The organism is Helicobacter mesocricetorum, assembly GCF_900198605.1.
GTDB classification, from domain to species: domain Bacteria; phylum Campylobacterota; class Campylobacteria; order Campylobacterales; family Helicobacteraceae; genus Helicobacter_D; species Helicobacter_D mesocricetorum.
This window is the reverse complement of sequence record NZ_FZPJ01000020.1, coordinates 18,809-35,555: the sequence shown is the minus strand read 5'-3', so window position 1 is coordinate 35,555 and position 16,747 is coordinate 18,809. Positions and strand designations below refer to the sequence as shown.

Sequence of the window (16,747 nt, the reverse complement as noted above, 5' to 3'; positions counted from 1 at the left end):
TGATGCTCCAAATAAGACAGAAGAATTTAAAAGTTTTTGTATGTTCGCAAGGAGAGGATAAAGAAATTATTGAGTATTTAAATAAAAATTCTATTTTTTTGCAGGGTTTTTTGCTAGTATTTACTTATATTTTGAGTGAAGAGTTAAGAAATTTTTTATGCTCTAAAGAAATTAATTTTTTTGAACAATCCTATAAAAAAGGTTTAATTTTAAGGGATTTAAAAAATAATAAAGATTTTTCTCCAATACAAAAAGTAGAAAAAAATTCTTTGCAAAAAGTAGTAAATACCCTTGTTATTCATCGCACTATTCGTAGCGGAGAGGAAGTTAAAAGTGAGGGAGATATTACTATTTTTGGACGCATTAATAGTGGTGCTTTGATACAATCTCAAGGGAATATCCAAATTTTTGGCGAAGTTAATGGTAATATTTCTTGCAATGGAGAATACCTTATTATTACATCACTCCAGCAAGGAAATATTGTCTTTGGCGGAGAGATTATCCAAAAGCAAAGATTAGGTGATGGGGCTAAAAGAATTTATAAGAAGAATAATGAAATTATAATAGAGGATTTATGATGAAAGAACAGACACTTAAAAAAGCCATTGAAGTTGTCGGAATTGGTTTGCACAAGGGTGTGCCTGTGAAGATGCGCTTAGAGCCACTTCCAGAAAATAGCGGAATCCATTTTTTTCGTAATGATGTGGGTGTTAATATTCCTTTAAAGCCAGAGAGTGTAGTTGATACAACAATGGCAACAGTTATTGCCAAAGATGGGTATAGGGTTTCTACCATTGAACATTTACTTTCTGCAGTGCATTCTTATGGGATTGATAATCTAAGAATTGTTTTGGATAATGAAGAAGTGCCTATTATGGATGGTAGTAGCATTGGTTATTGTATGCTTTTAGAGGAGGCGGGAATAGAGCAACAAAACTCTAATAAAAAGATTCTTAGGATTAAAAAACCTATTGAGGTTAAAGATGATGATAAATTTGTTCGTTTAGAACCTAATAAAGAATGTATTTTTGATTTTGCTATTCATTTCCCACATCCAGCCATTGGGACGCAAAAATATAAATTTCATTTTTCGACAAAAAATTATAAAGAAGAAATTGCAAGGGCTAGGACTTTTGGATTTTTAAAAGAGGTTCAGTATTTACGTTCTAAAGGTTTGGCTTTAGGCGGTTCGTTAGATAATGCTATTGTGCTTGATGAGAATGGGATATTAAATCAAGGCGGATTGCGCTATAAAGAAGAATTCGTTCGTCATAAGATTTTAGATGCTATTGGCGATATGTCTTTGCTTGGAATCCCTCTTTTGGGGGCTTATATCTCTTATGCAGGAAGCCACAAACTTAATCATCTCCTAACCAAAAAACTCCTTAGCGAGGATAAATCTTATGAAATTATGGAATTAGGAGATATTGAACAAACTTATGATTATGCTTATGAAAGAATATAATCTTTTAATTTTTTCTACCAGCAAACCTTTAAAAATAGGGGTTTATGATGGGCAGAGATTCTTAGAATCTTTTCAAATGGAGGGGCAATTAAGTGATTGTCTTTTGCCTTTGTTTGCTAAAGTATGCGATAAATACCCAAAAGTCCAAACACTTTTTTTTATTAATGGTCCGGGAAGTTTTATGGCATTAAAATTAGTTTATATTTTTGCTAAAACTTTAGCAATTACTAAAGGAATAGAGCTTTTAGCGACAAATGGATTTGAATTTAATGGAGATTCTCCTATTAGGGCTTATGGAAAGAGTTATTTTGTCCGCAAGAAGGGTCAAATTCTTTTGGAGAATTTTAAAGAATTAATACAAGAGGCAGAATATACCTTCCCGCCAATATTAAATAAGGATTGCTTTAGTCCAATGATTAAGCCCTTATACTTATTACCTGCACTTTAACCTTGCTTAAGGATAACTTGATGAAGCATTTACTGAATTTTATGCAAACTGAACCTATCACTAAAACTATATTATTTCCTTATTTGAAATGCTCCAAAGAAGAAGTAGAGATTTTGCGCTATATGTGCGCAGAGCTTTTAAAGGGCAATGATGAGATTTTATGTATTGATATGATTAATTTTCTTTTCGCACCTAAAAAGTATGAAATTCTTAAATATTTACCTTATTTTAAGAATCTTTTAGAATTAGGATGGATTAGTCAAAATAATTTTTTAAAAAATGCAGGAGCGGAGATTATTTTATTAGAACTTATCAATGTAAGCTTTTCTTTGAGTGCAAATTTTTTGAAAATTTTAGAGGGAGGTAGTATTAACCCAAAATTGCCCCAAAGTATCCCTTATGCTAATCATTTAGAATATTTAAAAGATCAATTTTTATTGATTCAAGTCTTATGGGGATTAATACCTTTAAAAAATGATAAACAGCCCTCGCCTTTGTTAAATAAAATGTTACAAAAGTCGCAATCTCTACAACAAAGGATAGAATTGAGGGTAAAAATTACTAAAGAAAAATTGCCCCTAGAAGAGCTTTTTAAAGAAAATGATTTTAATAAAGAAGAAAAAATATTATTTTTAGCACTCCTAAAAGAGGAATATTCAGGAAAAGAAACAGAAGTAAGGGATTTAAACTCTTTAATTAATCTAGTTAGCGTTAATGATTATGATAGGATAAAGAATCGTTCTTTATTGGACGATGGGAGTAAGTTAGTTCAAAAAGGTTTTATTGATTATGATGAGATTTTTAATCCATTTGGAGGAATATCTCGGACATTTTTTATCCCCGATGGAATTTTAAAAAAAATTACCCATATACAAGCTGATACCAAAAAACAAAGAATAAGTTTAGAATCTTTGGTAAAAGAGCAAGAGATTTTTGAGTATTTAAAACCTAAAATTTCTCTTAGTAAAGTAGTGTTAAATCAAGAAACAAGAGCTACTTTGGAAGTTTTATTAAAGCAAGTTAATAGTGAGGTTTTAAAGCTTTTAAAGCAGTGGGGGATTAAGGAAAAAAGTCGTGGCATTGAAGCAAAAATTATTTTTTATGGACCTGCAGGGACGGGGAAAACGCTTACGGCTTTAGCTCTAGCAAAATCTTTTAAAAAGCCTGTATTAAGCTTTGATTGCTCCAAAATTTTATCTATGTATGTAGGGGAGAGCGAAAAAAATGTCCGCAAGATTTTTGAGACTTATCAAGATATTTGCACAAAAAGTAAATTATCTCCTGTTTTATTGCTTAATGAAGCTGACCAGTTTTTAAGCACTAGAACAACTTCAAGTGGAGGTGGAGCGGAGAAAATGCATAACCAAATGCAAAATATTTTTTTAGAACAAATTGAGCATTTTGATGGGATTTTAATCGCCACTACTAATCTCTTAGAAACCATTGATACCGCATTTTCTAGGCGATTTAATTATAAGATTGCCTTTAAAAAGCCCAATTTTGAGGAAAGGGTATTGCTATGGGAAAGGCTTTTGCCTAAAAATGCACCTTTTGAAAAAACATTTAATTTAAAAAGATTGGCGGATTTTGCACTTACAGGAGGGCAGATTGCTTTAGTGGTTAAAAATACCGCTTATAATGTTGCAAGCTCGAAAATACCACTTTTTACCACAGAAGGTTTTATTGCAGAGATTAAAAGAGAGATGAATAGTAATTTTGATAGTCAAAGAGAAATGGGGTTTAGGTAGGTAGTTTCTAAAGTTCAAGAAATTTTAAAAATAAGAAGTTGTAAAGTTAGAATCTTAAAAGGTAGAATGTGAAATCTCTTTACTTCAAGAAAAATCAAGTATTTTAGGCTTATGCAAGAGTTTAGGTGGTATCTAGGAATTCTTATGATTTATGGAATGTCTTTTGCGATAAAGTTCTATACATCGTGATTTTTAAGGGTGATAGTTTGTAAGTATGTGGGTATAGCTTAATTAGAGTAAAAGGCGTTAGATTCCTACAATTTTTGATTTTCTACATCCCCAAAGCAGAGGTAGCCAAAGTAGGGGTTAGTCAAAGTAGAGGTAGAAAGCAGGGGCGTCAAAGTAGAAGTAAAAAGTAGGTGTAGGGCGTAGAGAGGGGTTTTAATTAAGGGTTTTAGTTTGCCCTAAAGTCTCAAGAACACAAAGGATTTATAGAAAGGTTTTTGAGTTATCTAAGATGAGTTTGGTGTTTTTGTAGTTATGTTTTTGTGTGGTTTAAGCAGAGGGTTATTCAACCTCTGCATCAATGATGTCATCATCCTTTTTTTGGTTTGCTTGTTGTGTGGAATCCTCTTTTTTATACATAGATTCTGCGAGTTTATGGCTAACTTCTGTGAGTTCTTTGACTTTTGATTCAATCTCCTCTTTTGTCGCATTATCATTTTTTAGGGTTTCTTGCAATGCGCTAATGGCATTTTGTATTTTTTCTGCTTCTGCAGTGTCGATTTTATCTTTCATCTCATTGAGGCTTTTTTGGGTTTGATAAACAAGGCTATCGGCTTGGTTTCTAATATCTATCACCTCTTTTTTTCTTTGGTCTTCCTCTTTGTTGAGTTCGGCATCTTTAACCATCTTTTCTATCTCACTATCTGACAATCCGCTAGAGCCTGTGATTTTAATTTCTTGGGCTTTTCCTGTTGCCTTATCTTTGGCAGATACGGTTAAGATTCCATTAGCGTCAATGTCAAAAGTTACTTCAATTTGTGGCACTCCTCTAGGTGCTGCTGGGATTCCGCTTAATTCAAAATTCCCTAACACTTTATTATCCCTTGCTAACTCCCTCTCTCCTTGTAAAACTTGAATGGTTACGGCGGGTTGGTTATCTTCCGCTGTTGAGAATACTTGATTTTTCTTAACCGGAATCGTCGTGCCTCGCTCAATGATTTTTGTCATTACACCCCCTAAGGTTTCAATCCCTAAACTAAGAGGCGTAACATCCAGTAAAAGCACATCTTTGACATCCCCTTTTAAAACCCCTCCTTGAATCGCCGCACCAATGGCTACAACTTCATCAGGATTAACAGACTTATTAAGCTCCTTGCCAATGAAGTCTTTTACCCTATCTTGCACTTTTGGGATTCTTGTAGAGCCTCCTACCATAACCACTTCGGCAATATCTGATTTGCTTAAATCCGCATCTTTGATCACATCTCCGATTTTGTTGATAGTTTGGTCAATGTATTTTTCAATAAGCGATTCAAACTTTGCACGACTAAGTTTTTTCACCAAATGCTTGGGTCCGCTAGAATCTGCTGTGATGAAAGGTAGATTAATCTCACTCTCTTGTGCGCTACTTAATTCTTTTTTGGCATTTTCAGCCGCTTCTTTTAGTCTTTGTAATGCCATAACATCGTTTTTGAGGTTGATTCCATTTTCGCTTTCAAACTCACTTGCCGCCCAATCAATGATGCAGTTATCAAAGTCATCTCCGCCTAAGAATGCATCTCCACCTGTTGCTAAGACTTCTACGACATTGTCTCCTGTTTCAAGAACGGTAACATCAAAAGTCCCTCCACCTAAGTCATAAACCACGATTTTTTCGGCTTGTTTTTTATCTAGTCCATAAGCAAGAGCCGCAGAAGTTGGTTCGTTAATAATTCTTAAAACATTTAAACCCGCAATCGTTCCAGCCTCTTTGGTGGCTTTTCTTTGAGCATCGTTGAAATACGCAGGGACGGTGATTACAGCTTCTGTTACTTCCTCACCTAAGTAAGATTCTGCATCGGCTTTTAGCTTCATCAAGATTTTTGCAGAAATCTCTTGGGGTGTATAAACTTTCCCAGCAATCTCAATCGCACACGCTCCATTTCTATCGACTACTTTATAAGGAAGTCGTTTTTTGGCTTCTTGGGCTTTGTCTTCATTACTCATAAGCCCCATAATTCTTTTGATAGAGTAAATAGTTTTTTCTGGGTTTGTGATAGCCTGTCTTTTGGCGGGGTCTCCTACTAAAATCTCTCCTTTATCGGTAAATGCTACTACCGATGGAGTGGTATTTTTTCCTTCTTTGTTGGCGATGATTTTTCCCTCATTGCCTTCAAAAACTGCCATTGCCGAATTAGTTGTTCCTAAATCTATTCCTAATACTTTTGCCATAATCTATCCTTTATTTATATTTTTTTAAGCTTTTGCGATGCTAACCATTGAAGGTCTTAGCACCCTTTCTTTATATTTATACCCTTTTTGCATTTCTGCGACAATTTCTCCTGCTTTGTGCGTATCGCTTTGCACTTGCATAATCGCATCGTGGAAATTGGGGTCAAATTCTCCTGTGGTATCAATGGGTTCAATCCCGTGTTTTGCAAGAGTTTTTAAAAGATTGTCTAAGGTTAATGCAATTCCCTCCTCAATTTTTTCTATAATCTCACCTTCTTGAAGGTTTTCTTTAGAATCTTTAATGCTTTTTAGGGCATTTTCTAAAGCATCAATGCTTGGCAGTAAATCCTTAGCAATTTTTTCATACGCATATTCTAGGGCTTGGTCTTTTTCGCGGATAAGCCGTTTTTTGGTATTTTCAAAATCTGCATAGGTGCGAAGATATTGGTCTTGCAATTCTTTGATTTTACTTTCTAAAGATTCTTTAGAATCATCTTCTTGGGTATTTTCTATTTCTTGGGATTCTTCTTGTTTTTGCGAAGAATCTATGGGCGAATTTTCATTTTCTTGCATTTCATTTCACTCCTTAAGCTTTAAGAATAATAACTTCAATGCGAATTTTAGCAATTATTCTTCTAAAATTCAAGCAAAATTATATAACTTTAGTCTTGTAATGTCAAGTTAAATTAATAAAATAAGCTAAACTTTCTTAATAAGAAAAATGTAATATTCCCAAAAATACCTTTTTGTTAAGCTTGTTGCTGAAACAATATTGTTTTGGAATTAATATTGTTTTGTAAGTAAAACTCTGATATTCTTCAGGCTTTTAATATTATTAAAGGTTGAGGAATTTATGCCAAGAATCCTTTGTGTTTTATTGTTGCCTTTATGGCTTTTAGCGCAGAATGAATATATTGTAGAAAATGGTAAAACTATTATTTTAGAAACTTTAGAAAATAATCCACAGCCTTTAAAGATTCTAAATAAAACTTATGTTTGGCTAACCCATCCTAGTAATCCTGCTAAAAAAATTTCTTTTATTGGTATTCCTTATCGCACTAAGCCTATTAATATATCTTTGGGTAATAGAGGAATTTTGAAGATACAAGAGGGGAATTATAAAAAAGAGCAAATTTATGTTTCGCCTGCTAAAGCAAAGCCTAATAAAAAAAATCAAGAGCGGATACGAAAGGAACGCAAAGAAACACAAGAGATTTATGCGATACACACTAAAGAGCGTTATTGGAGTGAGCCTTTTATTTATCCTGTGGAGAGTAAAATAACAAGTGCTTATGGCAATGCTAGAGTTTTTAATGGTGAAGTCAGTAGTTATCATAGTGGCACAGATTTTAGGGCAGCGGTTGGAACACCTATTTATGCGAGTAATAGCGGTAAGGTAGTGCTTGCAAAAGAGAGATTTTTAGCTGGTGGCTCTGTGATTATTGATCATGGTGAAGGGGTTTTTAGTATGTATTATCATTGTAATGTTTTAAAGGTTAAGGTGGGAGATAGGGTTAATAAAGGAGATTTGATTGCTCTAAGTGGAGATAGTGGAAGAGTAAGTGGTCCTCATTTGCATTTTGGATTTTTAGTGCAGGGAGTTCAAGTTGATCCCTTAGATTTTATCCATCAAATCAATCTTCTTTTTGAGGATTAAGAATAGCCAATGGATAAAAATACTTTACTCAATCTTCAAAAAGTTTCTTTGGCAATGTTTAGAAAGAATTTTTTTGGAATCTTTCAGGGTTCTATTTCTGCAAAACTTGAAGAAGGACATTTTTTAATCAACAAAAAAGAAGCAATTTTTGATGATTTGAATGAGGATTCTTTAATAACGCTTTATCACAAGAGGGATTATCGTTGGAGTGGTGCAAGTATGGATGCCTTTATCCATTCTTTGCTGTATCAAAACCTTCCCAATGCTAAATACATTGCCTATGGAATGCCTCCTTTTACGACTTCTTATACTCTAAGCTATGACAAAATTATCCCTAAAGATTATTTTGGGTCGAGAATTTTAGGTGTTCTTGATGTGTATAACCCCAAAGATTACGATAATTGGTATGAAAGGGCGGATGTGGAAATTAATCGTTATTTTAGGGAAAATGATAAAAAGATTATGGTTATAAAGGGCTATGGAGTGTATGCTTATGATAGAAATTTACAATCCCTTTCTAAAATGACTGCTTTATTAGAAAATACCTGTAAAATCCTCTATTTTAATTCTCTCTTAGAAGGTAGCCGACAAACTCAAAATTTATTTGAAATTTAATTTTTGGGTTTCGTATTTTTTTATATAACTTTAAATCTATGGACTTATTGCATAATAAAATCTCAAGCCTTAATTTAATGCAATTTTGGTGTTTAATGCCAAGAAGAAGCTATTACATAGGATTATCCTAATTTTTACAGCCCTTATTGCTTGCAATGCCTGTATGAGCATAGGTATCCTAATTGTTGGTTTATTTATTGTTAGATGTGTTTTTATTATTTGCGTTTTATACATTGGGAGATATTTTTACAGGGTGGTTTGATTAGTTTTAAGTTTTAATATTTTTTAATAAAACCTTTATAAATCTTATTATTTTTTGTATGGATAGATTTTATTTAAAATATTACAATGTTACTTTTTTATACTCCATTACTCCATTTTTAATTCCCTTTATCATTTTAAAATCATTTTAATATAGTTAAAAATAAAATGCCTTTATTAAAATTACATTTTAAGGAGTTCATTAATGAAAATATTTAGCAGTATTGTATTCTTTAGTCTTTTTTCTATCTTTACCTTTGCTCAAGATAGCTTTACGCAAGAGGAAATAGAATCGCTTTTTATAAAAGATTCTAAACCTTTAGAGCTAATAGCACTCTCTAATGAGGAGATGAGAACGACAGAGGGAGCGTGGTTGCCATTATTGGCGTTAAGGATTGGAATGAGTCTAACATTTACTAATCTAACCTATTTAAATGCCCCTAGACCACAAGATTATATTTATTATGGAAGACCTTGGTTATACACTAGATGGTAATTTCAATAGAGGGATTAACTTTTGCTGTGGGTTCAGTTTATTCTCTGCTGTGGCTTTATGTTTTATGCCATTTAGATAAGATTAGCTACAAGCGATTTATTAGTTTTTTTCTCTTAACAATCCTAGTAATGGCTGTTAGATTTCATAATGAAATCCTTAATCTAGCCTTTGTTGCATTGGTTTGTGTCGCATTGGTTTTAATAATTTTCTTTAAGAAACCCATTAATAAAACTTAATTTTTAATTATGATTAAGGCATATCTTATTATTTGGTAGGAAGCAGGGTTGGAATCAGTGGAGTTTTGGAGGAGCTGTGGCAGTAGGGGCTATAAGAAGTGTAGAGGGTGTATGGATAGCTAGGAAGTCAGTGGTTGCTATGCGAAATAAATTAGGAGCGCCAATAGTAATAATTGGTAATGTCTCTGCTGGACGATTTGTAAGAATGGAATGGTAGTTAATGGGGGTATAGACTTATGAAAATTACTAAAGAATCTATCCTTTTATATTTTTGTCTAGGTGTCTTTGTTATTATTGGGATTGTTGATTTGTTATTTTACCTTTATGGCGAGTTAAGTTTATTGCGTCTTATAATAACTCTTGCCACTTTGTCCTTAATGTTTGCTTGTCTCTATTGGCTTGATAAAAACAAAGTATCCTGTCATTTTTCTGTAGAATGGTTTTATAAAAATAATTTCTACTACCCTCCTAAAGCATTAGCCTGTATTATTATGAATTTATGCTTTTTTGGATTAACAATGTTATTGATGATGTTGCTTGATTAAGGTATATGTTACTTTTTTATACTCCATTACTCCATTTTTAATTCCCTTTATTATTTTAATATAGTAAAAATAAGATAGCTTTATTAAAATTACATTTTAAGGAGTTCATTAATGAAAATATTTAGCAGTATTGTATTGTTTAATCTTTTTTCTATCTTTACCTTTGCTCAAGATAGTTTCACGCAAGAGGAAATAGAATCGCTTTTTATAAAAGATTCTAAACCTTTAGAGTTAATTGCACTCTCTAATGAGGAGATGATAACGACAGAGGGGGCGTGGTTGCCATATATGGCAGTTAGAATGGGTTTTGGTGCATTTTATGGGGGTGTTCATAATGTTGCTTATCAAATTGGTAGAAATCAAGGCTGGAGCTGGAGAAGTTTTGGAATAGCTGTTGCGTTAGGAGCTACTAGGGGTTATTATTCGCCGAAGGCGTGGGGGATAAAGCAGATTCCTCTAAAGATGACATTGGCTCCCGCAACAATGGGTGCAAGAGTAGTTCATGGTAGGGTAATGACTAAATATGTGCAACCTCGTTGGGATTCTTTTAAATCTCGATATTTTAGAAGATAAAAATGCTAGTCAAAAAACGAATCATTCTCTCTACAAGAAGTGTGGTATGGGGTATCACACTTTTTAACTTTGGGCTTGTAGTTCTAGGGTTTATTGGTTATGTTTTTTATTATGAGACTTCTAGTATATATATAATATTTATGATTCCTACTTTCCTTATTTTTAGTATCCTTATGCTTTGTTATATTGAGCAGAGATGTCATAAATTCTTTGCCATTAGGATTTTTAGGATGAATGGTAAGGATACCCTTAATGAATTATTGTCTAAGATATTCTCTCTACCATCTTATTTCTATTAATAAAAGTTATTCTATGTGGTCGAGATTTAAAACGCTTTTAGAATCAAGAAAAGAATCTGATGCTTTTAAAGTATTTTTTTATTTTCACATTTTTATCGAAACTCTTTTTCTAATCATCTCTCTTATTTTCTTTGATACCAAATGGTGGCAATTTCTTGGAATGCTTGTTATTATGTTAGAGAGAGTCCTTATCTTTCTATGCTATCACTATAAAGCCCATACTAAGTTTTTTATCGTGCAAGGAAGTAGAAGTTATTTTTATAGATTTTATAGTTGGGTAGATATTTATTTTTTTGCTATATTTTGTTTCTTTTGCCCTATGTTTGTAGAGTAATTTAGCGAATTTATTGGTTGCTAATTTTTAAATTCATAAGAGTTTTTCAAAGGAGGTTTTATGCGCGTCTTATTATTCTTTGTTGTTTTTTATACATCTTTATCGGCAGATATGCCTTTGTTGGTAGAGGATTTAGTGAGTGGGAAGGGGAAGTTTAAGCTTGAAAGTTCTCTTAGCTATACCAACTCCAAAAGTCAGAATCTCTCCACAGGCGATCCCATTATCGTGCCTATTAGCAATACCGGTTTTGTCGCTATTCCCTCTAGCTTTGGGGAGAGTGAGCAAGAGAGGGATAATCTTATTGGGACTTTAGGGATTCATTATGGGATAAGTAATAAAACTGATATTTATATTCGCGGTAGCTATCTAGGGAGCTATAGGCAACAAAAAGATCCTAGTGTTTCTACGAATATCTTTGAGCATAAGCCGATAGATGGTTGGCTGGGTGTGAATTATGAGTTTTTGAAAGATGATTCTAGCATAGGTGTTTTGGGTTATGTAGAAACTGCACTTTATGAGAAAAACCTTAATAAATCCTCGTATTTGCACTCTTTGCAAGTAGGAGGTATTGTGTATAAGAGTATCGATCCTATTGTTTTAGTTTTAAACACCACCTATCGTTATAGTCATAAACGCAAAAGCAAAGATGGAGATTATAAGCCCGGAAATGTGCTTTTGCTTCATCCTAATGTTGGCTTTGCGGTTAATGAGTGGGTTACCTTAAGCTTAGGGTTTGAATGGCTTCACCAAAGGGCGAGTAGATTTAATAGCAGGAAAGAGGGGCTTCATCGTAGCTTCCTTCAGCCAACTTTTGGCTTGGGATATGGTTTTTCTGAAGGGAATATCCTAAACCTTAGCTTCAAGGCTGCTACGCAAAAAGATAGTAATAGTAGTGCCACTTTGCATTGGAATTATACTTTTTAAGAGGCTTTTAGGACAGAGGGCTTACTCCTTAGAATAACTTTAAAGGAATCGCACAATGATTTGGCAGATAATATCCTCTAAATTAAGGATTTTATTGTTTCTTTTTTGTATCTCTTTAGCCTATGCTAGAGATTATCATTTTCTTATAAATCCCTCCAATACTCTCTTTGTAGGTGTAAAAAGCTATAAGGAATTAAGGGATGAAAAAATCATCAAACAAGATTTGGATTATTCTTGTGGGGCTGCTTCCTTAGCGACCATACTTACTTTTTATTATGATAAAGAGATAAGTGAAGAAGAGATACTTAAGGCAATGGATAAAGGCGATAATAAATCAAGTTTTGAGGATATGGCAAAGGCGTTGGCAGGATTTGGGTTTAAGGCACAGGGTTTTGCTGCGAGTTTTGAGCAACTCTCTAGGCTTAAGATTCCTGTGGTGGTTTATCTTAAGCATAGAAAAAGCGATCATTTCTCGGTCATTAGGGGCATTAATGAAAGGATTGTATGGTTAGCCGACCCCTCACTTGGGAATAGGACTTTGAGTAAAGAGCAGTTTTTAGCGATGTATGATACAAGGGGAGAATTTGAAAATGGGGAGCTTTTTAGAGGAAAATTCCTTGCGATACTGCCCCTAATACCTCAAGAATCTAAGCAAGACTTTTTTAGCAATGCTTTGAAAAGGCAAACACTTCAAGCCAAAAAGCAAATGATTTTTAGGGGATTTTAATTATTTTCCTAAGCAAAAATCACTAAACATTTTATCTAGCATTTGGGAGTATTCATAGGGCTTAGTAATGGAGGCAATGGCTTGTAGTGCTTCATTGATGTGGAAGCTAAAGAGTTCTAATTCGCCATTTTGCAAAGGTTCTTTAGAGTTTTGAAGTGCATTGATGCAAGTTTGTATCGTAGCAAATTGGTATTGGGAGGTTAGGAGCAATGTGTCGTTATTGTCTGTGGAGCTTAAGATAGTTTTTAAATGCTCTTTGAGAGAGTGTAGGGAATCTTTGTCTTTTAAAGAAAGCAATAAGGGGTTAAAGGAAGCTAGATATTCTTGATTAAAACAGCTTTTTAAATCATTTTTATTGATAATTGCAACGATTTTTTTGGAATCTTTGTAGTTTTGCAAAAGATTAAGAATCTCCAAATCCTCCTCATCAAAGATTCTACTATTATCAAAAAGAGCAAGGAGTAAATCGCTATTTTCTGCTTTTTGTAAGCTTCTTTGGATACCTTCACTTTCGATAGTCTCTGCATTTTTTCTAATCCCTGCGGTATCAATTAGCCGCAATAAATGTCCCTCTAGCATAAAATTCTCTTCGATACTATCGCGCGTTGTGCCTGCAATATCGCTAACAATGGCACGATTATCCCCCAAAAGAGCGTTTAAAAGGGAGCTTTTGCCAACATTGGGTTTGCCGATAATGCAGATTCTATATCCCTCAAAGAGATTGCGTTTTTGTTTGGATTGCTCTAGTAGGTTTGAGAGGTTTTGCAAGATAGAATCAAGCTGTTCTTGGAGGCTTTGGAGTAAATCTGTGGGAAGGTCCTCCTCTGCATAGTCGATAAACACTTCGCTATGGGCTAGTATTTTTAGCAGAGATTCCCTTAAGTCTTCGCAAAACTCTTGCATTTCGCCCTTTAAATGCCGCATTAGCATTTTATGTGCTTGTGCATTGTTAGATTGGATAAGTTTAGCGATAGCTTGGGCTTGGCTTAAATCAATCCTGCCTCCTAAAAAGGCTCTTTTGGTAAATTCTCCGGGTTTAGCCAGAGTGGCTCCATATTTAAGGCATTCTTCCATAATGTTTTTTGCGATAAAGGTCCCCCCGTGGCATTGAAACTCTACTACATCTTCTGTGGTATAGCTATGGGGGGCTTTGAAGTAGAGGATAAGGCATTCATCTAAAAGTGTGTCCTGCCCTAGTTTATCTTGGAAATAGATTTTGGTGAGTTTTGCAAAGCGAGGAGGCAGGTTGCTTAGGTCTTTTCTTGCTAATTGAGAGGCTATTTTTAGACTATTTTCTCCACTTAGGCGAATGATATTGACAGAGGAGGTGCCATAAGTGGTTGCAGGGGCTACGATAGTGTCATTGATAGTGAAATTCATTGATGATAATGTATTTTTGCCCATCATTGGTTAAGCGAAAGGCAATGTATTTATTAGGAAACTGCTCCCTTAGCTGTGTAATGGCAATGTGTGCTAAAACCCCATCTAAAGGTTTGGTTTGGGCTTTACCTGTTGTTTTAATCGTATCAATAATAGGTAATAAATAATTGGCAATCATTTCTTCTTGATTTTTCAAAAATTCTGCAATTTCAAGTCGTATCATTAGCCCATATTTGTGATTTATCCAATTAAAGAGCAAATAAGAAATCGCCTTATAGCGATAGCCCTCTTTGCCAATAAGCAAGGCAGAATCTTCGCCATCAAGTTTAATATATAAGGTGTTTTCATCATAGGGTTCTACGAAGATTGTATTAATCTTATAAGGCAGTAAGCTTAGTAATTCTTCTAATTCTTTTTGGATAGCTTTTGCAATTATTGCTAGATTGTTTTCTTGTTGTGGGGGGACTTGATGTGCTAAATCTTTTGTATTTTCTTTGTTGGATTCTTCTTGGGATTTTATTTTAGGCTCTACACAAATAATAGAAGACTTTTTACCAAATCCTAAAAATCCTTTTGAGGGGTTTTGGATAATTTCATATTCTAAATCTACAACCGAGCAGTTAAATTCATTAGAGGCTTTTATGAGTGCATTTTCTAAATTATCAGCTTCTATTTTCTTCATCGGGAATCTTTTGAGTGTTTGTGTTCTGCAATTTCTTTGGATTTTTTATAAGCTAAAGATTTGTTAATAGCAAGTTGTTGGAGGATTGAAAAAACATTATTAACAAACCAATAAAGCACTAATCCTGAAGGAAAAGTAACAAAAAATATCGTGAAAATTAGTGGTAGGAATTTAAAGATTTTTTCTTGCATAGGGTCTGTGAAAGTAGTGGGCGTTAAATGCTGTTGTAAAAACATTGTAAGCCCCATTAAAATAGGTAATACAAAATAAGGGTCCATAACCGATAGATCCTTAATCCACAAAAGCCATTGCGCACCTTTTAGCTCAATAGCATTATACAAGACGCGATAGATTGCAAAGAATACAGGGAGTTGCAAAAGTAGGGGCAAACATCCTCCCATAGGGTTCGCTCCGTGTTTTTTATAGAGTTCCATCATATGGGCTTGTAGTTTTTGGGGTTCTCCTTTATACTTTGCTTGTATTTCTTTTAGTTTAGGGGCTAAATCTTTGAGCTTTTGCATAGAAACCATACCCTTATAAGTAAGTGGATAAAGCACGATTCTAACAATAAGTGTGAGTAAAATAATAGCCCAACCCCAATTGCCTGTTAGTTTATAGAGGGTATCTAAAAGTAGAAAAAGGGGCTTTGCAAAAAAGGTAATAATCCCATATTCTATAACATCTGTTAAAGTTGGATTGATATTTTCTAACATCCTATAATCTTTGGGTCCAATATAGCCTGATAGGGTGATGTTCCCATTGGCACTAATAAAGGGCATTGGATCTTTATTGGTATTGTTTAAAATAATAGAATCCATATTTCCATTTTGCTTAAAGAGCAGGGTTGTGTAGTATCTATCAACAGCAGCTAAGATAGTAGAGTTTTTGAAATTAATTTGTTCTTTAGCGTCCCCGTCTTCTATGGTGGTTATGGTGTTATCGGATTCTTTGATAATGACACCTTTGAAGATATAAGCATCACTTTCTACATTTGGGCGCATCCCCGGAGATATAAAGTAAGCATAGTTTTGCGGGATATTAATAGTTATTTCATAATACCCATTGGGATAAAAGGTAATATGTTTTTCAATGGTGATTTCTTGGAGTTTTTGTGTGAGTGTGAGAGTTTGTGGGTTATCTTCTATTTGGATAGTGGCAGTGTTGGTAAAGTAAGGGGTATTGAAAGCTTGTTGATTGATTAAAGGGTCGGAGAATCTTATTTCTAAAGGTTTTGGATTATCTTGATGAGAAAGATCTGTGGAGAAGAGTGCTAATTCTTGGGAGTCTTTTTGGTATCTTGCTTCTTTTAAAAAAGCTTGAGTGATTCTCCCTAATCTATCAATTTGGTATTCAAAATTTTTAGATTGGATGGTTGCTATAATTTCTTTTGCTGTATTATTGTTTGTGGAGAGATTTTGTTGTATTGGTTTGCTTTGTTCTTCAATGGTTTGTGGGATAGCAGATTGCGTTGTTTTGCTCTCTTCTTTTATGGCTTGGGTTTGTATGGTTTGAGTAGGTTTATAAAAATAACTATAAGGGACAAAAAACAAGAGTGCTAAAATAATAGCAATGAGGATTCTTGCTTGAGAGCTTAGATTGTCAATTTTGTTAAACACGAGAGTCCTTTGATAGATTTTTGATGATATAAACTTGTTGTTTTGTGAAGCTTCTTAGGCTAAAGAGTATAGGCTGTGTAGGGATAAGCCAAAAGTCAAAATATCTTGGTGAGGTAAAAACAGGTTGTATAAAAAGGGTTGCTTTTGGGTAATTAATCCCCCCTTGAAAAAATTGATTGCAACTTAAAATGCGTAAGAATGTTTTATAAAAAGCCACAAAAGGATTATGAAATTGGAAGATTTGTTTAGAGTATTCTGAACAACTAGGATAATAGCGACATTTTGCGCCCAATAAAGCAGAAATGTAACATTGATAAAAATTAATCATTGCAATACTGACTTTACCTATTTTTTTAAACATAAAT

Annotated in this window: 21 protein-coding genes; 15 read left to right on the top strand and 6 right to left on the bottom strand. The window is 33.9% G+C overall.

The annotated features are described in order from the left end of the window. Positions 1-2 precede the first annotated feature (2 nt). The 4 genes from C6H18_RS05750 to C6H18_RS05735 are packed head-to-tail and all read left to right on the top strand — an operon-like array spanning position 3 to position 3,661. On the top strand, positions 3-578 hold the full coding sequence (locus tag C6H18_RS05750) for a septum site-determining protein MinC (RefSeq protein WP_104722175.1): 576 nt from the start codon (positions 3-5) through the stop codon (positions 576-578). Next, complete coding sequence (gene lpxC / locus C6H18_RS05745) at positions 578-1,465, top strand: UDP-3-O-acyl-N-acetylglucosamine deacetylase (RefSeq protein ID WP_104722158.1); 888 nt, start codon at positions 578-580, stop codon at positions 1,463-1,465. Before C6H18_RS05750 ends, lpxC begins: the two co-directional genes overlap by 1 nt. Beyond that, complete coding sequence (locus C6H18_RS05740; protein ID WP_233704081.1) at positions 1,452-1,913, top strand: hypothetical protein; 462 nt, start codon at positions 1,452-1,454, stop codon at positions 1,911-1,913. Before lpxC ends, C6H18_RS05740 begins: the two co-directional genes overlap by 14 nt. A gap of 20 nt (positions 1,914-1,933) precedes the next feature. Next, positions 1,934-3,661: an ATP-binding protein gene (locus C6H18_RS05735; RefSeq protein WP_104722156.1), complete on the top strand. Its 1,728-nt coding sequence runs from the start codon at positions 1,934-1,936 to the stop codon at positions 3,659-3,661. A gap of 507 nt (positions 3,662-4,168) precedes the next feature. Here C6H18_RS05735 and dnaK read toward each other — a convergent pair. Together dnaK and grpE are read right to left on the bottom strand one after the other, a co-directional pair. Beyond that, a complete protein-coding gene (gene dnaK / locus C6H18_RS05730) occupies positions 4,169-6,037 on the bottom strand; it encodes a molecular chaperone DnaK (RefSeq protein ID WP_104722155.1) in 1,869 nt (622 codons plus the stop codon). Between the two features lie 24 nt (positions 6,038-6,061). Continuing rightward, positions 6,062-6,610 (bottom strand): nucleotide exchange factor GrpE, encoded by a 549-nt coding sequence (gene grpE, locus C6H18_RS05725; protein WP_104722154.1) that lies wholly within the window; start codon positions 6,608-6,610, stop codon positions 6,062-6,064. Between the two features lie 280 nt (positions 6,611-6,890). On the opposite strand from grpE, the gene pgp3 reads away from it, so the two are divergent. The 11 genes from pgp3 (at position 6,891) to C6H18_RS05680 (ending at position 12,704) form a co-directional block, all read left to right on the top strand. Next, positions 6,891-7,694, top strand: coding sequence for a peptidoglycan metallopeptidase Pgp3 (gene pgp3, locus C6H18_RS05720; protein WP_104722153.1), 804 nt, complete (start codon positions 6,891-6,893; stop codon positions 7,692-7,694). Positions 7,695-7,703: 9 nt separating this feature from the next. Then, positions 7,704-8,309, top strand: coding sequence for a class II aldolase and adducin N-terminal domain-containing protein (locus C6H18_RS05715; RefSeq protein ID WP_104722152.1), 606 nt, complete (start codon positions 7,704-7,706; stop codon positions 8,307-8,309). A gap of 466 nt (positions 8,310-8,775) precedes the next feature. Continuing rightward, a complete protein-coding gene (locus C6H18_RS05710) occupies positions 8,776-9,066 on the top strand; it encodes a hypothetical protein (protein WP_104722151.1) in 291 nt (96 codons plus the stop codon). Continuing rightward, positions 9,060-9,302: a hypothetical protein gene (locus tag C6H18_RS05705; protein ID WP_104722150.1), complete on the top strand. Its 243-nt coding sequence runs from the start codon at positions 9,060-9,062 to the stop codon at positions 9,300-9,302. Before C6H18_RS05710 ends, C6H18_RS05705 begins: the two co-directional genes overlap by 7 nt. Positions 9,303-9,378: 76 nt before the next feature. Continuing rightward, positions 9,379-9,519, top strand: coding sequence for a hypothetical protein (locus C6H18_RS09440; RefSeq protein WP_158654874.1), 141 nt, complete (start codon positions 9,379-9,381; stop codon positions 9,517-9,519). A 19-nt stretch (positions 9,520-9,538) separates the two neighbouring features. After that, positions 9,539-9,847 (top strand): hypothetical protein, encoded by a 309-nt coding sequence (locus tag C6H18_RS05700; protein ID WP_104722149.1) that lies wholly within the window; start codon positions 9,539-9,541, stop codon positions 9,845-9,847. Positions 9,848-9,958: 111 nt separating this feature from the next. After that, entirely contained in the window at positions 9,959-10,420 is a 462-nt protein-coding gene (locus tag C6H18_RS05695; protein WP_104722148.1) for a hypothetical protein, read from the top strand. Between the two features lie 2 nt (positions 10,421-10,422). Beyond that, positions 10,423-10,719 carry a hypothetical protein gene (locus tag C6H18_RS09435; protein ID WP_158654873.1) on the top strand — a complete coding sequence of 99 codons (297 nt, stop codon included), beginning with the start codon at positions 10,423-10,425 and terminating at the stop codon, positions 10,717-10,719. Beyond that, complete coding sequence (locus C6H18_RS05690) at positions 10,673-11,053, top strand: hypothetical protein (RefSeq protein WP_104722147.1); 381 nt, start codon at positions 10,673-10,675, stop codon at positions 11,051-11,053. Before C6H18_RS09435 ends, C6H18_RS05690 begins: the two co-directional genes overlap by 47 nt. A gap of 60 nt (positions 11,054-11,113) precedes the next feature. Next, on the top strand, positions 11,114-11,977 hold the full coding sequence (locus C6H18_RS05685) for a hypothetical protein (protein WP_104722146.1): 864 nt from the start codon (positions 11,114-11,116) through the stop codon (positions 11,975-11,977). 94 nt (positions 11,978-12,071) lie between these two features. After that, the gene (locus C6H18_RS05680) at positions 12,072-12,704 is read left to right on the top strand and encodes a C39 family peptidase (protein WP_199770141.1); all 633 of its coding nucleotides are present in this window, start codon (positions 12,072-12,074) and stop codon (positions 12,702-12,704) included. Here the strand turns inward: C6H18_RS05680 and mnmE are convergent, their stop codons facing one another. Genes mnmE through yidD form a run of 4 tightly spaced genes read right to left on the bottom strand, consistent with a single transcriptional unit; the run spans position 12,705 to position 16,743 of the window. Beyond that, the gene (gene mnmE / locus C6H18_RS05675) at positions 12,705-14,111 is read right to left on the bottom strand and encodes a tRNA uridine-5-carboxymethylaminomethyl(34) synthesis GTPase MnmE (RefSeq protein WP_233704080.1); all 1,407 of its coding nucleotides are present in this window, start codon (positions 14,109-14,111) and stop codon (positions 12,705-12,707) included. Then, positions 14,065-14,766, bottom strand: a complete 702-nt coding sequence (locus tag C6H18_RS05670; protein ID WP_104722143.1) for a Jag N-terminal domain-containing protein — start codon at positions 14,764-14,766, stop codon at positions 14,065-14,067. Before C6H18_RS05670 ends, mnmE begins: the two co-directional genes overlap by 47 nt. Further along, complete coding sequence (gene yidC / locus C6H18_RS05665; protein ID WP_104722142.1) at positions 14,763-16,382, bottom strand: membrane protein insertase YidC; 1,620 nt, start codon at positions 16,380-16,382, stop codon at positions 14,763-14,765. The genes C6H18_RS05670 and yidC overlap by 4 nt, the downstream gene beginning before the upstream one ends. Next, positions 16,375-16,743, bottom strand: coding sequence for a membrane protein insertion efficiency factor YidD (yidD, locus tag C6H18_RS05660; protein ID WP_233704079.1), 369 nt, complete (start codon positions 16,741-16,743; stop codon positions 16,375-16,377). The genes yidC and yidD overlap by 8 nt, the downstream gene beginning before the upstream one ends. Between the last annotated feature and the right edge of the window lie 4 nt (positions 16,744-16,747).

Excerpts from the sequence above, each read along its gene's own strand:
- C6H18_RS05705 (WP_104722150.1), top strand. The coding sequence starts at position 9,060 with ATGGTAATTTCAATAGAGGGATTAACTTTTGCTGTGGGTTCAGTTTAT.
- C6H18_RS05690 (WP_104722147.1), top strand. The coding sequence starts at position 10,673 with ATGAATTATTGTCTAAGATATTCTCTCTACCATCTTATTTCTATTAAT.
- dnaK (WP_104722155.1), bottom strand. The coding sequence starts at position 6,037 with ATGGCAAAAGTATTAGGAATAGATTTAGGAACAACTAATTCGGCAATG.
- mnmE (WP_233704080.1), bottom strand. The coding sequence starts at position 14,111 with ATGATGGGCAAAAATACATTATCATCAATGAATTTCACTATCAATGAC.
- lpxC (WP_104722158.1), top strand. The coding sequence starts at position 578 with ATGAAAGAACAGACACTTAAAAAAGCCATTGAAGTTGTCGGAATTGGT.
- C6H18_RS09435 (WP_158654873.1), top strand. The coding sequence starts at position 10,423 with ATGCTAGTCAAAAAACGAATCATTCTCTCTACAAGAAGTGTGGTATGG.
- pgp3 (WP_104722153.1), top strand. The coding sequence starts at position 6,891 with ATGCCAAGAATCCTTTGTGTTTTATTGTTGCCTTTATGGCTTTTAGCG.
- C6H18_RS05735 (WP_104722156.1), top strand. The coding sequence starts at position 1,934 with ATGAAGCATTTACTGAATTTTATGCAAACTGAACCTATCACTAAAACT.
- C6H18_RS05700 (WP_104722149.1), top strand. The coding sequence starts at position 9,539 with ATGAAAATTACTAAAGAATCTATCCTTTTATATTTTTGTCTAGGTGTC.
- C6H18_RS05740 (WP_233704081.1), top strand. The coding sequence starts at position 1,452 with ATGAAAGAATATAATCTTTTAATTTTTTCTACCAGCAAACCTTTAAAA.
- C6H18_RS05750 (WP_104722175.1), top strand. The coding sequence starts at position 3 with ATGCTCCAAATAAGACAGAAGAATTTAAAAGTTTTTGTATGTTCGCAA.
- C6H18_RS05695 (WP_104722148.1), top strand. The coding sequence starts at position 9,959 with ATGAAAATATTTAGCAGTATTGTATTGTTTAATCTTTTTTCTATCTTT.
- C6H18_RS05710 (WP_104722151.1), top strand. The coding sequence starts at position 8,776 with ATGAAAATATTTAGCAGTATTGTATTCTTTAGTCTTTTTTCTATCTTT.
- grpE (WP_104722154.1), bottom strand. The coding sequence starts at position 6,610 with ATGCAAGAAAATGAAAATTCGCCCATAGATTCTTCGCAAAAACAAGAA.
- C6H18_RS05685 (WP_104722146.1), top strand. The coding sequence starts at position 11,114 with ATGCGCGTCTTATTATTCTTTGTTGTTTTTTATACATCTTTATCGGCA.
- C6H18_RS05670 (WP_104722143.1), bottom strand. The coding sequence starts at position 14,766 with ATGAAGAAAATAGAAGCTGATAATTTAGAAAATGCACTCATAAAAGCC.
- yidD (WP_233704079.1), bottom strand. The coding sequence starts at position 16,743 with ATGTTTAAAAAAATAGGTAAAGTCAGTATTGCAATGATTAATTTTTAT.
- C6H18_RS05715 (WP_104722152.1), top strand. The coding sequence starts at position 7,704 with ATGGATAAAAATACTTTACTCAATCTTCAAAAAGTTTCTTTGGCAATG.